We start from the raw sequence: 14,896 nt of genomic DNA on the forward strand, positions 1-14,896 counted from the left end.
TGGACGACGCGGCCGGTCGTCGGCCCCGTCCGCCGGACGCAGCGGCCCACGCCGTCGGTCATGCCGGGGCGGGGCGGAGAGACTTGCGAGCATTGACCGAGTCCCCCTCCCGAAAGGTGCTCCCCGCGTGGAGATCAACGGATTGACCTGGGGCCTGACGATCGCGCTGATCGTCGGCCTCCTCGCCTTCGACTACTTCGCCCACGTGCGCAAGGCGCACACCCCCACCATCCGCGAGGCGGCGGTGTGGTCCGGGATCTACATCGCACTGGCGCTGGCCTTCGGCCTCGTGTTCTTCCTCTTCGGGGACACCCAGCACGCCGTCGAGTACTACACCGGCTACATCCTCGAGAAGGCGCTCAGCGTCGACAACCTCTTCGTGTTCCTGGTGATCATGGCCAGCTTCGGAGTGCCGCGGGACTACCAACAGAAGGTGCTGCTGTTCGGCATCACCTTCGCGATCATCTCGCGCACCGTGTTCATCCTCATCGGCGCGGCGGCCATCTCCGCGTTCTCCTGGGTCTTCTACCTCTTCGGCATCGCCCTGATCGTGATCGCGGGCCTGCAGCTCAAGAGCGAGATGGGCGACGCGGACGAGGCGGAGGAGGAGGCGGACAACGTCATGGTCCGCTTCGTGAAGAGGTTCCTGCCCGCCTCGGACCACTACGACGGCGACCGCCTCTTCACCGTGGAGAACGGGAAGAAGGTCATGACGCCGATGCTGCTCGTGATGATCGCGATCGGCCTGACGGACATCCTCTTCGCGTTCGACTCCATCCCGGCGATCTACGGCGTCACCCAGGAGCCGTACATCGTGTTTGCGGCCACCGCCTTCTCCCTCATGGGCCTGCGCCAGCTGTTCTTCCTCATCGACGGCCTGCTGGACCGCCTCGTGTACCTCTCCTACGGCCTCGCCGCGATCCTCGCGTTCATCGGCGTCAAGCTGGTGCTGCACGCCCTCCACGAGAACACCCTCGGCTTCATCAACGACGGGCAGCCCGTCCCCGTCACGGAGATCCCCACCACCCTGTCCCTCCTCGTGGTGGTCGGCATCCTCGTGCTCACCGTGATCGCCTCGCTCGCCTCGCCCAAGGGCCAGGCGCTGCGCGCCCTGCAGAACGCGGAGAAGTACTCCCACCGCTACACCGATCTCGACGACGCCGCCACCCCGGCCGAGCGCGAGAAGGCCGCCGCCCTGATGGACGAGTGGACCCGCCGCGCCGAGCTCGTGGACGGCAAGTGGCACGACCAGCTGATCGACCACAAGGACCGGTGGTCCGCGATCATCCGCCAGGCCCACGAGGCGCGCCTGGCCGACCCGCGCGACGCGGACGCCGCCGGCGTCTCGCAGAAGATCGTGGCCCAGGACGGGCCGACGATCTGACCCGCACTCCCGGCCGCGGGGCCGGGCACGACGACGAGGCCCCCACCCGCCCGGGCGGGGGCCGCGACCTCGTCCGGGGTGCGGGCCGGAGCTCAGTCCTCCCCGCGGGCCATCGCCAGCAGGCGGGCGACGATCGCGGCGCCGTCGTCGGCCAGCCCGTCGTGGTGGAAGGCGTCCGTCTCCCACATGCGCAGGCCGCGGACCCGGGCGGCCGTCTCCAGGGAGAGGTCCCGGTCCACGTAGACGTCGTGCGTGTAGACGGCCGCGGCCACGGGGACCTCGTTGCCGGCGAGGACGTCGAGGTCGTAGAGCGGGCCCCAGTCCTGCTTCTCGGCGAGCAGGCGGGCGGTCCCGGCGAGGGGACGCAGCGCGGCCTCCGTCTCGAACGACCACGGCATGACGTGCTCGCCGGTGGGCAGCGGGGCGGGGGAGCGCGACGGGTCGACGTCCGGGTGCTCGGCCAGCACGCGCGCCGCCGACCACCCGGTGGCGGGGCGGCCGTCGGTGAGCTCGGCGGGCTGGGCGTAGATGGCCTCGTGGAGCACCGCGTAGAGCGGGTTCGTGCCCCGCTCCACCTGGGCGGCGACGGCGGCGACGAACGCGTCGGACAGCCGCGGGGCGGCCCCGGTGCGGTCCACGGCGTCCGCGAGCACCCAGTGCAGCTGGTCCACCCGCGTGTTCCCGCCCAGCAGCATGCCGAGCTGCTGGACCCGGCCGACGGTCAGGGCGGAGCCGTCCGGGAGCCGGGCCGGCTCGCCGGCGGCCTCCGCGGCGCGGACGAGCGCCATGACCTCGGCCCACGTGTCCCGGTCCTGCGGGTGGCGGGCGAAGAACTCCTCCGCACGCTCGCGCATCCGGGCGTACGTGGCCCGGTAGACCCGGTCGGCGTGGCCGGTGAGCGGGGCGAGGCCGCCGGTGATGAGGCATCGCTCGAGGCCCTCCGGACGCCAGGAGAGGTAGCTGAGCGTGCAGAACCCGCCGAAGCTCTGGCCGAGGGTGGTCCACGGCCCCGCGCCGAGGGCGAGGCGGAGCATCTCCGCGTCCTGGACGATCGAGGGCGCGCGCAGGTGCGTCAGGTGCGCCGTCCGAGCCTCGTCCGTGGGGTGCGCGGACAGCGTGGCCGCGGTGGCCGGCGTCGAGCCTCCCGTGCCGCGCTGGTCCAGCAGGAGCAGGCGGAAGTCCTTCGCCAGCTCGCGCTGCCAGCCGCCGAGGCGTGCGGGCCGGGGCGCGCCGGAGCCCGGCCCGCCCTGCAGGTACAGCAGCCAGGGCCGCTCGCCGTCCGGGTCGTCGGGGGCGCGGACCTCGCGGGCCAGGACCTCGAGCGTGCCCCGGCCGCCCGGGCCGACGCCGGTGCCGGCCGCGTCCTGCGCACGGGCCTGCTCCAGGGTGAGGGCGTGGTCGATCGGGACCAGGAAGCGGTGCTCGAGCACGTGCGTGCCGTCGAAGAGCACGGTCGCCGGCCCCGGCCGGTGCTCGGCGGGCCCGACCGGGGCGAACCCGCGCGGGTCGCCGGGGACGGGGGAGGCGGACCCCATCAGAGGTCCCACCCGGGCACGGGGGCGCCCACGGAGAGCACATGGACCACCGGGTGTCCCGCCTCGTCCGAGGCGTCCAGGTCCACGACCGCGTTGATCCCGTGGTCGTGGTCGCCGTCGTGGTCCTTGAGGACCTGGCGCACGGCCCACCAGCGCGTGCCCGCCAGCTCCACGGGGCAGCGGCCCTCGGGGCGCTCCGCCACGCGGAAGAACTCCGGGCCGCGCGCGGCGGGGCCGTCGTCGATGTCCTCGTGGTCGTCGAAGTAGGCGTCGAGTGCGTCGGCCCAGTCCTCGGCGGACAGGTCGCCCGAGAGCTCGGCGAGCGTGACGTCCTGCTCGTCGCCGAAGAGGCGCACGCGCTGGAACAGGGCGTTGCGGACCATCACGCGGAACACGGCGGCGTTGTCCGTCAGCCGCGGCGGCGGGGTGGGCTCGAGGGACTCCATGTCCCGGCGCAGCTCCTCGATGTCCCCGGCCACGAGGTCCTCCCACTCCTCCAGCAGCGAGGAGTCGGTCTGCTTGACCATCTCGTCCAGCCAGTCCAGCAGCACCTGCAGGTCCTCGGTGCGGTCCTCCTGGGGCACGGTCTGGCGCAGCGCCTTGACCGCGTCCGTGAGGTAGCGCAGCAGCACGCCCTCGGAGCGGGCCAGGCCGTAGAACTGGACGTAGTCCCCGAAGCCCATGGCGCGCTCGAACATGTCCCGCACCACGGACTTGGGGGAGAGCTCGAACTCGGCCAGCCACGGGGCGTCCTGGCGGTACGTCTCGAACTGCTGCTCGAGCAGCTCGGCCAGCGGCTGCGGGTGGGTGACCTCGTCGAGGACGCGCATGCGCTCCTGGTAGTCCATGCCCTCGGCCTTCATGGCGGCCACCGCCTCGCCCTTGGCCTTCTTCACCTGGGCGGAGAGCACCTGCCGGGGCGCGTCCAGGGTCGCCTCGATCACGGAGACCACGTCCAGGTGGTGGTCCGGCTCGGCGGGGTCGAGCAGGTCCAGCGCCGCGAGGGCGAAGGGGGACAGGGGCTGGTTCAGCGCGAAGTCCGGCTGCAGGTCCACCGTCAGGTCCACGGTGCGCCCCTCCGCGTCGGGCTCGGGGAGCACCTCGACCACGCCCGTGGCCAGCAGCTCGCGGAAGATGCCCAGGGCCCGGCGCATCAGCTGCGCCTGGCGGGCCGGGGTCTCGTGCGTGGCGCGCAGCAGACGGCGGACGGCCAGGACGGGGTCGCCCGGGCGGTCCAGGATGTTCAGCAGCATGGAGTGCGTGATGCGCATGCGGGAGACCATGGGCTCCGGCTCGGAGGCCACGAGCTTGTCGAAGGTGGCCGGCCCCCAGGACACGAACCCCTGCGGCGGCGTCTTCCGCTTCGAGCCCTTCACGGACTGCTTCATGCGCTTGGCGCGCTCCGCCTCGTCCTTGATCGAGGCGAACTTCGCCGCCGCCTTGCGCTCGGCCGCCCTGTTCTCGATCACGTGCTCGGGGGCCTGGACCACCACCGTGCCGGAGGTGTCGAACCCCGCGCGCCCGGCCCGTCCGGCGATCTGGTGGAACTCACGGGACTGCAGGATGCGGGTCCGCTCGCCGTCGAACTTGGACAGGGCGGTGATCAGCACGGTGCGGATGGGGACGTTGATCCCGACGCCCAGGGTGTCCGTGCCGGAGATGACCTTCAGCAGGCCCTCCTGGGCGAGCTTCTCCACGAGCCGGCGGTACTTCGGCAGCATGCCGGCGTGGTGCACGCCGATGCCCGCCCGCACGAGGCGGTTGAGGGTCTTGCCGAACCCCGCGGAGAACCGGAAGCCGGCGATCCGCTCGGCGATCGTCTCCTTCTCCTCCTTGGTGGTGACGGACACCGAGGCCAGCCCCACGGCGGTCTCCACCGCGTCCAGCTGGGAGAAGTGGACAATGTACACCGGCGCCTGGCGGGTGGCGACGAGCTCCTCGACCTTCTCCTGCAGCGGCACCTCGGACCACTCGAAGGTCAGGGGGATCGGGCGCTCGGCATGCGCGACGACGGCGACCTCACGTCCGGTGCGCTCCGTCAGGTCCTCCTCGAGGCGGGTGGTGTCGCCCAGGGTGGCGGACATCAGCAGGAACCGGGCCTGGGGCAGCTCGAGCAGGGGCAGCTGCCAGGCCCAGCCGCGGGAGGGGTCGGCGTAGTAGTGGAACTCGTCCATGACCACGGTGCCGATCTCCATGCCCGAGCCCTCCCGCAGGGCGCGATTGGCCAGGATCTCCGCGGTGCAGCAGATGATGGGCGCGTCCGCGTTGACCGAGGAGTCGCCCGTGACCATGCCGACGTTCTCCGCGCCGAAGACGTCCACCAGGGCGAAGAACTTCTCGGAGACGAGCGCCTTGATGGGGGCCGTGTAGTAGGAGACCTTCCCGTGGGCCAGGGCGTCGGCGTGGGCGCTGAGGGCCACGAGGGACTTGCCCGAGCCGGTCGGCGTCGCCAGGATCACGTGGTTGCCGGCCACCAGCTCGAGGACGGCCTCCTCCTGCGCGGGGTAGAGGCGGATGCCGCGGGCGTCCGTCCAGGCGGTGAAGGCCTCGTACACCGCGTCGCCGTCGGGGGAGCGGCCGAGGGCGTCGAGGCGTCCGGTGAGGGAGGGCGCGGCGGGGGTGGGCACGGAGGCGGGGGCGGAGGAGGTCATCGCCCCCAGGGTATCCGCGGCGCCGGTCAGGAGCGGGCGGCCAGGCCGTCCAGGAGGAGGTCGATGCCGGCGAGGAACCGCGCCGTCGGCTCGGGGGCGACGAGCCGGCGGGCGCGGGTGCGCAGGTGCGGGAAGCGGTCCTCGGGCAGCTCGGCCACATGGGCGCTGAAGCTCACGAGCCAGGCCGACACCTCGGCGTCGTCCACGCGGTGGCGGCGCTGCCACTGCTCGTGGACGTCGGCCACGGTGCACAGCATCATGCGGTCGTAGGCCGTGAGCACGAGGTCGGCGTCCAGCCCCTCGCCCGTGAGACGGGCCAGCAGGTGCTCGAGTGCCTCGAGGTCGTCCGCGGTGCTCGGCGCGACCGCGGCGAAGAAGGCGTGCTGGGCCAGGTCGGCATGCGCCGAGAGGCGCTCGTGCACCTCCAGGACGTGGCCGCGCAGGTCCGCGCGCCAGTCGCCGGAGTCGGGGAGGGGCCCCACCCCGCGGAGCACCTCGCGCACCGCCAGGTCGACGAGGCGTTCGCGGCTGCCGACGTGGGGATAGAGGCTCGAGGCCGCGACGCCGAGGTCCTCGGCCACGCGGCGCATGGTCACGGCGGCCACCCCCTGTGCAGCCGTGATGCGCAGGGCGGCGTCGACGATCGCCTTCTCGGTGAGCAGGCGACGGCGCTCCCGCCGGTGGAGGTCCCGGACGGCGCCGGGCGGGGCGGGGAGCTCCTCGGGGCGCGGGTCCGGCGCGTCCACGGGGTCGGACAAGGGTGTCATGCGTCCACAGTAGCGGGAGGGGCGGGTGCCGTGGCCCCCTGATGAACCATGTTCACTTATGCAGAACGGTGTTCGGACACCGGAGGACTTGGATTCTCCTCCTGGTCGACGCGGAAGTCACCACAGCAACGACCGGAGAGCGGCGCGGTACTCACCAGCCGCGCTCGCGCCACTCCTGCACGTGAGGCCGTTCGGCGCCGAGCGTCGTGGAGGCGCCATGGCCGGGATGGACCACCACGTCGTCGTCGAAGGCCTCGAAGAGGCGCTGCTCGACGTCGTCGATCAGGGAGGCGAAGCGGTCGGCGTCGCCCTGGGTGTTGCCCACGCCGCCGGGGAAGAGGGAGTCGCCGGTGAAGAGGACCGCCGGCTCGTCCGCCTCGGGGCGGTAGGCCAGGGCCACGGAGCCGGGGGTGTGGCCGCGCAGCGCGATCACCTCGAGGTCGATCCCGTCCACCGACACCGTCTCTCCGTGGCGGAGCACCACGTCCGGGGTCACGCCGGTGTCCGCGGCGATCGCGTCGGCGTCCTCGGCACCGGCGGCGGTGCGGGCCCCGGTCACCGAGGCCAGGGCGGGCAGCGCCCGGACGTGGTCCCAGTGGCGGTGCGTGGTGACGATCATGGCCAGGTGCGGCTCGCACGGGGTGTCGGCGGCCGCGGAGGCGAGGAGCTCGCGCAGGGTCTCCGGGGCGTCCGCCGCGTCGATCAGCACCTGCGCGCCCGTGGTCTTGGACGTGATCGCGTACGCGTTGTTGTCCATGTCGGAGACGGAGGCGGCGCGCACGGTCACGGCGGGCAGGTCGTGGAGGAGACGGATGTCGGCGGAGGCGGGCATGCGGGACAGTCTACGGACGGCGCCCCGCTCCGCCAGGGGCGGATCCGGGCGTCCGGGGCCCTACCGTGTCCGGCCGCCCGCCTAGACTTGCCGGGTGCCGAAGAACACCGTCTCCACCGCCCCCGCCGCCCACGACGACGCCCTCGCGCCCCGTCCCGGCGGCCTCGCCTCCGGCCCGGGCCGCGGAGCTCGCGGGGCCGTCCAGCACGAGCGGATCGTGGTCAAGGGCGCCCGCGAGCACAACCTGAAGGACGTGGACGTCTCCATCCCGCGGGACGCCATGGTGGTGTTCACGGGTCTGTCCGGCTCCGGCAAGTCCTCGCTGGCGTTCGACACGATCTTCGCGGAGGGCCAGCGCCGCTACGTCGAGTCGCTGTCCTCGTACGCGCGCATGTTCCTGGGCCGCGTGGACAAGCCGGACGTGGACTTCATCGAGGGCCTGTCCCCGGCGGTGTCCATCGACCAGAAGTCCACGAACCGCAACCCGCGCTCCACGGTCGGCACCATCACGGAGATCTACGACTACATGCGCCTGCTGTGGGCGCGCGTGGGCGTGGCGCACTGCCCCGAGTGCGGCGAGGTGGTGAGCCGGCAGACGCCGCAGCAGATCGTGGACCAGCTCGAGGAGCTGCCCGAGCGGACCCGGTTCCAGGTCCTGGCCCCCGTGGTGCGGGGCCGCAAGGGCGAGTTCGTGGACCTGTTCTCCTCCCTCTCCACGCAGGGCTACGCCCGCGCGCTCGTGGACGGGGAGACCGTCCAGCTCTCCGACCCGCCCGCGCTGAAGAAGCAGAACAAGCACACGATCGCCGTCGTGGTGGACCGCCTGGCCATGAAGGAGGGCATCCGTCAGCGTCTGACCGACTCGGTGGAGACCGCCCTCAAGCTCGCCGACGGCCTCGTGGCCGTCGAGTTCGTGGACGTGCAGGTGGAGGACGAGCCCGGCAAGAAGAACACGGGGGAGTTCGCCGGCCGCGACGCCGAGGGCAACCCCCGCTTCCGCACGTTCTCGGAGAAGCTCTCCTGCCCCAACGGCCACGCCCAGACCGTGGACGAGATCGAGCCGCGCTCGTTCTCCTTCAACAACCCCTTCGGCGCGTGCCCCGAGTGCACCGGCATCGGCTCGCGCCTCCAGGTGGACCCGGACCTCGTGGTCCCGAACGACGAGCTCTCGATCGAGGACGGGGCGATCGTCCCCTGGTCCCTCGGCAAGTCCACCTCGGACTACTGGATGCGCGTGCTCGGGGGACTGGCCAAGGAGACGGGCTTCTCGCTGAAGACCCCGTGGAAGGACCTGCCCAAGAAGCACCGCGAGGCGGTGCTGCACGGCAAGGACTTCAAGGTGGAGGTCGAGTTCCGCAACCGCTTCGGCCGCACGCGGCGCTACACCACGGGCTTCGAGGGCGTGGTGCCCTACGTGGTGCGCAAGCACGAGGAGACCGAGTCCGACTCGGCGCGCGAGCGCTACGAGTCCTTCATGCGCGAGATCCCGTGCCCCGTCTGCCACGGCGCGCGCCTGAACCCCACCGTGCTGAACGTGCGTGTGGGCGGGCTGTCCATCGCCGAGGCCACCGCGCTGCCCATGCGGGACGCCCTCGACTTCGTGGACGGCCTCGAGCTCACCGCCCGGGAGCGCGCGATCGCGGACCAGGTGGTCAAGGAGATCCGGGCCCGCCTGGCGTTCCTGCTGGACGTGGGGCTGGAGTACCTGAACCTCGAGCGCAACGCCGGCACGCTCTCCGGCGGCGAGGCGCAGCGCATCCGGCTGGCGACGCAGATCGGTGCCGGGCTCGTGGGCGTGCTGTACGTCCTGGACGAGCCGTCGATCGGCCTGCACCAGCGGGACAACCGCCGCCTGATCGAGACGCTGCTGCGCCTGCGCGACCTCGGCAACACGCTGATCGTGGTGGAGCACGACGAGGACACGATCGCCGAGGCCGACTGGATCGTGGACATCGGCCCCCAGGCCGGCGAGCACGGCGGCGAGGTGGTCCACTCGGGCTCCCTCGAGGAGCTCAAGGCCAACACCCGTTCGATCACGGGCGACTACCTGGCGGGCCGGCGCAGCATCGACGTGCCCGCGCAGCGGCGCCCGCTCGAGAAGGGGCGGAAGCTGACCGTCCGGGGCGCCACCGAGAACAACCTGAAGAACGTCACGGTGGACATCCCGCTGGGCGTGCTCACCGCCGTCACGGGCGTGTCCGGCTCGGGCAAGTCCACGCTGATCAACGAGATCCTCTACAAGGTCCTGGCGGACCGGCTCAACGGCGCCAAGCTCGTGCCGGGCCGGCACCGGACGGTGGAGGGCCTCGAGCACCTGGACAAGGTGGTCCACGTGGACCAGAGCCCCATCGGCCGCACCCCGCGCTCCAACCCCGCCACCTACACGGGCGTGTTCGACTCGATCCGCAAGCTGTTCGCCGAGACGCCCGAGGCCAAGGTCCGCGGCTACCAGCAGGGCCGGTTCTCCTTCAACATCAAGGGCGGCCGCTGCGAGGCGTGCTCGGGCGACGGCACGCTCAAGATCGAGATGAACTTCCTGCCGGACGTCTACGTCCCGTGCGAGGTCTGCCACGGCGCCCGCTACAACCGCGAGACGCTCGAGGTGACCTACAAGGGCAAGAACATCGCCGAGGTCCTCGACATGCCGATCGAGGAGGCCGCCGAGTTCTTCAGCTCCTACACGAAGATCTCCCGGTACCTGCGCACGCTGGTGGACGTGGGCCTCGGCTACGTGCGCCTCGGCCAGCCGGCCACCACCCTCTCCGGGGGCGAGGCGCAGCGGGTGAAGCTGGCGGCAGAGCTGCAGAAGCGCTCGAACGGGCGCACGGTGTACGTGCTGGACGAGCCGACCACGGGCCTGCACTTCGAGGACATCCGCAAGCTGCTGCAGGTGCTGCAGTCGCTCGTGGACAAGGGCAACACCGTGATCACCATCGAGCACAACCTCGACGTGGTGAAGTGCGCCGACCACGTGATCGACCTCGGCCCCGAGGGCGGCTCGGGAGGTGGCACGATCGTGGCCACGGGCACGCCCGAGCAGGTCGCGCGGGTGGCGGAGAGCCACACCGGGCGCTTCCTCGCCGAGCTGCTCGGCTGACCGACCCACCCCCGGCCGGCGCCGCGTCCGCCGCGCGGCTCCGGCCCCCACCACGAGAGGCAGGCGAGGGACCCATGGCCACCTCCGAGCCCGTCCGCCGCGCGTTCGCCGGGATGTTCCGGCTGACGTGCCGCCCCCGCATCACCGGCCTGGAGAACGTGCCCGTGAACGGTCCGTTCATCCTGGCCTCGAACCACCTGTCCTTCCTCGACTCGGTCCTGCTGCAGGCCCTGTGCCCGCGCCCCGTGCACTTCTTCGCCAAGGCCGAGTACTTCACCGCCCCCGGCCTGAGCGGCCGGGTCCAGCGGCGGTTCTTCGAGTCCGTGGGCTCGATCCCGGTCCAGCGGGGGGACCAGTCGGCCTCTGTGGCGGCCCTCGAGGAGCTGGTGTCCCTGCTGGAGGCGGGCGAGGGGGTCGGCATCTACCCGGAGGGCACGCGCAGCCGGGACGGGCGGCTCTACCGGGGTCGGACGGGCGTGGGCTGGCTGGCGCTGACCACGGGCGCCCCCGTGGTCCCGGTGGGCCTGCGCGGCACCGAGCGGCTCCAGCCGCCGGGCGGGCGCGGCTTCCGCCCGCACCGGTTCACCATCGCGGCAGGGGAGCCCCTCGACTTCGGCCATCCCGGCCGCCGCCACGGCCTGCCGCAGCGACGGCAGGCGACCGCCCAGGTCATGGACGCGATCGCGGCCCTGTCCGGCCAGGAGCGGGTGGACGAGTACAACGCCGCCCCGGGCGCCCGTGGCTGACCCGCGCACGTACCGCCCGGCCCCGGGCGAGATCGCCACGTCCCCGGGCGTCTACCGGTTCCGCGACCCGGACGGCCGGGTCATCTACGTGGGCAAGGCCAAGAACCTGCGGGCCCGCCTGAGCTCCTACTTCCAGGACCCGGCGCGGCTGGCCACCAAGACCCGCACCATGGTGTTCACGGCCGCCGCGGTGGAGTGGACCGTCGTCGGCTCCGAGCTCGAGGCGCTGCAGCTCGAGTACACCTGGATCAAGGAGTACCGGCCCCGGTTCAACATCATGTACCGGGACGACAAGTCCTACCCGTACCTGGCCGTGACCATGAACGAGCAGTTCCCGCGCGTGCTCGTGATGCGCGGGGACCGCAAGCCCGGGGTGAAGTACTTCGGCCCGTTCCACCCCGCCAAGGCCATCCGGGAGACCGTGGACCTGATGCTGCGGGTGTTCCCCGTCCGCACGTGCTCCGCGGGCGTGTTCAAGCGCGCCCGCGCCCAGGACCGGCCGTGCCTGCTCGGGTACATCGGCAAGTGCTCCGCGCCGTGCGTGGGGCGGATCTCCCCGGCCGACCACCGCGCCCTGGCCCAGGACTTCTGCGACTTCATGGCCGGGGACGCCGAGCGGTTCGTCAAGGAGCTCGAGAAGGCGATGGCGGCCGCCGTCGCCGATCTGCGCTACGAGGACGCCGCCCGCCTGCGGGACGACATCGCGGCCCTGCGCCGCGTGTTCGAGCGCAACGCCGTGGTGCTCGCCGAGAACACGGAGGCCGACGTCTTCGCGCTCCACATGGACGAGCTCGAGGTGGCGGTGCAGGTGTTCCACGTCCGCCAGGGACGCATCCGGGGCCAGCGCGGCTGGGTGATGGAGCGCGTGGAGGACGTCGGCGAGGACGTCATGGTGGAGGAGCTGCTGAAGCAGGTCTACGGCGACCTCGGCGACAGCCAGCGCATCCCGCACGAGGTGCTCGTGCCCGTGGAGCCCTCGGAGGCGGAGCAGCTCACCGCGTGGCTCTCCGGCCTGCGCGGCGCCCGCGTCCAGGTGCGCGTGCCGCAGCGGGGGGCCAAGGCCGATCTCATGGAGACCGTCCGGGAGAACGCCGAGATGGCCCTCAAGCTGCACAAGACCCGCCGCGCGGGGGACCTGACCACGCGCTCCGCCGCGCTGCGCGAGTTGCAGGACGCCCTCGAGATCGACTCCCCGCTGCTGCGGATCGAGTGCTACGACATCTCGCACTCCCAGGGCACCAACGTGGTCGGCTCCATGGTGGTGATGGAGGACGGCCTGCCCAAGAAGAAGGACTACCGGCGCTTCAACGTGACGGGGGAGGCCGCCCGGGACGACACCGCCTCCATGAGGGACGTGCTGCGCCGGCGCTTCGCCCGCATGGCGAAGGAGCGCCAGGAGGGCGGCGTGCTGACCGGCCAGGTGGAGGCGGACGGGGCCGACGCCGGCGACCGCCGGTTCGCCTACCCGCCCTCCCTCGTGGTGGTCGACGGCGGCCCGCCCCAGGTGGCCGCGGCGGCGGCCGTGCTCGAGGAGCTCGGCCTGGACGACCTCCCCGTCGTGGGGCTGGCCAAGCGGCTGGAGGAGGTCTGGGTCCCGGGTGACGAGTTCCCCGTCATCCTGCCCCGCGCCTCCGAGGGGCTGTACCTGCTCCAGCGCATCCGCGACGAGTCCCACCGGTTCGCGATCGCGGGCCACCGCGGCCGCCGGACGAAGGCCATGACCGCCTCCGCCCTGGACTCCGTCCCCGGCCTGGGGCCCGCCCGGCGCCAGGCGCTGCTCACGCACTTCGGGTCGGTGGAGCAGATCCGCGCCGCCGGGCCGGAGCGGCTGACCGAGGTGGCGGGCATCGGCCCGGCCCTCGCGCAGACCGTCCACGCGGCCCTGACGGCGTCCGGGGGCGGCGATACAGTGAGGGCATGAGCGTGGATCCCGAGCTGCAGCCCGAGAAGCCCCCGTCCTCCGAGGTCCTGGTCATCACCGGCATGTCGGGGGCCGGCCGCACGACGGCGGCCCACGCCCTGCAGGACCACGGCTGGTACGTCGTGGAGAACATGCCCCCGCAGCTGTTGATCACGCTGGCCGACCTCGTGGCCCGGTCGCCCGAGGCCTTCCCGCGGCTGGCGATCGTGGTGGACGTCCGCTCGCGCACCTACCTGCACGAGCTCCGCGCGGCCCTCCACCAGCTGGGGAGCGAGGGGGTGGAGTACCGCACCCTGTTCCTCGAGGCCGCGGACGACGTGCTCGTCCGCCGGTTCGAGGCCGGCCGCCGCCCGCACCCGCTGCAGGGCAACGCCCGCCTCCTCGACGGGATCCAGGCCGAACGCGAGATCGTCTCCGAGCTCAAGGAAGCGGCCGACGTCGTCGTGGACACGAGCGCGCTGAACGTCCACGGCCTGGCCACCGAGGTCACCGAGCTGTTCTCCGAGGACGGGCCCGTGACCCTGCGGCTGAACGTCATGAGCTTCGGATTCAAGTACGGCCTGCCCTCGGACGCGAACTTCGTGGCGGACATGCGCTTCATCCCGAACCCCCACTGGGTGGAGGCGCTGCGCCCCCACACGGGCGTCGAGCCGGAGGTGTCCGACTACGTGCTCAGCCAGCCCGGCGTCGACGAGTTCCTCACCGCCTACCTGGCGGCCCTGGCCCCGGTGTTCGAGGGCTACCGCCGGGAGAACAAGCACTACGCCACCCTGGCCGTGGGCTGCACGGGCGGCAAGCACCGCTCCGTGGCCGTGGCCGAGGAGCTGGCCCGCCGGATCGCCCAGCGCCCGCGGGTGACCGTCCAGGTGGAGCACCGGGACATGGGGCGCGAATGACGCACCCGTCCCTCGGCCCCCTCACGGGCCAGCTGCCCCTGCCGCCGGCCTCCTCCGACCGCCCCGCCGGTGCCCCCCTCGGCACGGCCCGCGCCGACCTGCGCGTCACCGCGCTCGGCGGCGGCCACGGCCTGTCCGCCTCCCTGTCCGCCCTGCGCCTGATCGCGGGCCACCTCACCGCCGTGGTGACCGTGGCGGACGACGGCGGGTCCTCCGGCACCATCCGCCGGGAGATGGACGTCCTGCCGCCCGGCGACCTGCGCATGGCCCTGGCCTCGCTGTGCGACGACACGGACTGGGGCCGCACGTGGGCCCAGGTGATGCAGCACCGGTTCCGCTCCACCGAGGTCCCCGCGGAGGAGGCCACTCTCGAGGGCCACGCCCTCGGCAACCTGTTGATCGTGGCCCTGTGGGAGCTGCTGGGCGACCCCGTGGACGGCCTGCGCTGGGCCGGCGCCCTGCTGCGCGCCCACGGCGAGGTCCTGCCCGTCTCCCGCGTCCCGCTGACCATCGGCGGCGACGTGCTGTGCGAGGCCGAGGGCGGGGGACTGGTCCGCCGGCACGTGGAGGGCCAGGTGGCCCTCGCCCTGGCCGCCCACGAGGGGAGGGTCACGGACGTGCGCCTGACCCCCGCCGACGCCGCCGCCACCCCGGAGGCCCTGGAGGCCATCGACCGCGCGGACTGGGTGGTGATCGGCCCGGGCTCGCTCTACACGTCCGTCCTGCCGCACCTGCTCCTGCCGGACGTGCGGGCGGCCCTCGAGGGCACGTCCGCGGGCCGGGTGTTCGTGCTGAACACGGACACCGGGACGCAGGAGACCACCGGCATGACGCACGCCGACCACCTCAAGGCCCTGCGCGCGCACGCGCCCGGGCTGCGCCTGGACGTGGTGGTGGCCGACGCCGACGCCGTCCGGGACCGCGCCGCCGTCGTCGCCGAGGCCGAGCGCCTGGGGGCCAGAGTGGCCTTCAGTAGAGTGAGCAGCCCCGCCAACCCCCTCGTCCACGACCCCCTGCGCCTGGCCGTGGCGCTGGACGAGGCCATGACCGCCTGACGCCCGGCGCGG

The 14,896-nt window shown here is 72.7% G+C and carries 10 protein-coding genes; 6 read left to right on the forward strand and 4 right to left on the reverse strand.

The window, feature by feature from the left end; translation table 11 throughout:
- Nucleotides 1–127: 127 nt before the first annotated feature.
- Nucleotides 128–1,384, forward strand: a complete 1,257-nt coding sequence (locus tag Q4D18_RS04590; RefSeq protein ID WP_303126203.1) for a TerC family protein — start codon at nucleotides 128–130, stop codon at nucleotides 1,382–1,384.
- Between the two features lie 92 nt (nucleotides 1,385–1,476).
- On the opposite strand, the gene Q4D18_RS04595 is transcribed toward Q4D18_RS04590, so the two are convergent.
- The 4 genes from Q4D18_RS04595 to Q4D18_RS04610 form a co-directional block, all read right to left on the reverse strand.
- Nucleotides 1,477–2,919 carry an alpha/beta fold hydrolase gene (locus tag Q4D18_RS04595; protein ID WP_303126205.1) on the reverse strand — a complete coding sequence of 481 codons (1,443 nt, stop codon included), beginning with the start codon at nucleotides 2,917–2,919 and terminating at the stop codon, nucleotides 1,477–1,479.
- A complete protein-coding gene (locus tag Q4D18_RS04600; protein ID WP_303126206.1) occupies nucleotides 2,919–5,570 on the reverse strand; it encodes an RNA helicase in 2,652 nt (883 codons plus the stop codon). The genes Q4D18_RS04595 and Q4D18_RS04600 overlap by 1 nt, the downstream gene beginning before the upstream one ends.
- Before the next feature lie 26 nt (nucleotides 5,571–5,596).
- Nucleotides 5,597–6,337: a TetR/AcrR family transcriptional regulator gene (locus tag Q4D18_RS04605; protein ID WP_303126208.1), complete on the reverse strand. Its 741-nt coding sequence runs from the start codon at nucleotides 6,335–6,337 to the stop codon at nucleotides 5,597–5,599.
- Nucleotides 6,338–6,488: 151 nt separating this feature from the next.
- Nucleotides 6,489–7,169 (reverse strand): MBL fold metallo-hydrolase, encoded by a 681-nt coding sequence (locus Q4D18_RS04610; protein ID WP_303126209.1) that lies wholly within the window; start codon nucleotides 7,167–7,169, stop codon nucleotides 6,489–6,491.
- A gap of 94 nt (nucleotides 7,170–7,263) precedes the next feature.
- Here Q4D18_RS04610 and uvrA point away from each other — a divergent pair, with 94 nt between their 5' ends.
- From uvrA to yvcK, 5 genes are all read left to right on the forward strand, one after another.
- Complete coding sequence (uvrA, locus tag Q4D18_RS04615; protein ID WP_303126210.1) at nucleotides 7,264–10,266, forward strand: excinuclease ABC subunit UvrA; 3,003 nt, start codon at nucleotides 7,264–7,266, stop codon at nucleotides 10,264–10,266.
- A 74-nt stretch (nucleotides 10,267–10,340) separates the two neighbouring features.
- Nucleotides 10,341–11,012: a 1-acyl-sn-glycerol-3-phosphate acyltransferase gene (locus tag Q4D18_RS04620; RefSeq protein WP_303126211.1), complete on the forward strand. Its 672-nt coding sequence runs from the start codon at nucleotides 10,341–10,343 to the stop codon at nucleotides 11,010–11,012.
- Nucleotides 11,005–12,933 (forward strand): excinuclease ABC subunit UvrC, encoded by a 1,929-nt coding sequence (gene uvrC, locus Q4D18_RS04625; RefSeq protein WP_303126212.1) that lies wholly within the window; start codon nucleotides 11,005–11,007, stop codon nucleotides 12,931–12,933. Before Q4D18_RS04620 ends, uvrC begins: the two co-directional genes overlap by 8 nt.
- A complete protein-coding gene (rapZ, locus tag Q4D18_RS04630; RefSeq protein WP_303126213.1) occupies nucleotides 12,930–13,829 on the forward strand; it encodes an RNase adapter RapZ in 900 nt (299 codons plus the stop codon). Before uvrC ends, rapZ begins: the two co-directional genes overlap by 4 nt.
- Nucleotides 13,826–14,884, forward strand: a complete 1,059-nt coding sequence (gene yvcK / locus Q4D18_RS04635; protein ID WP_303126214.1) for a uridine diphosphate-N-acetylglucosamine-binding protein YvcK — start codon at nucleotides 13,826–13,828, stop codon at nucleotides 14,882–14,884. The genes rapZ and yvcK overlap by 4 nt, the downstream gene beginning before the upstream one ends.
- Nucleotides 14,885–14,896: the final 12 nt, after the last annotated feature.

This window comes from Micrococcus sp. (assembly GCF_030523875.1).
Taxonomy (GTDB): Bacteria; Actinomycetota; Actinomycetes; order Actinomycetales; family Micrococcaceae; genus Micrococcus.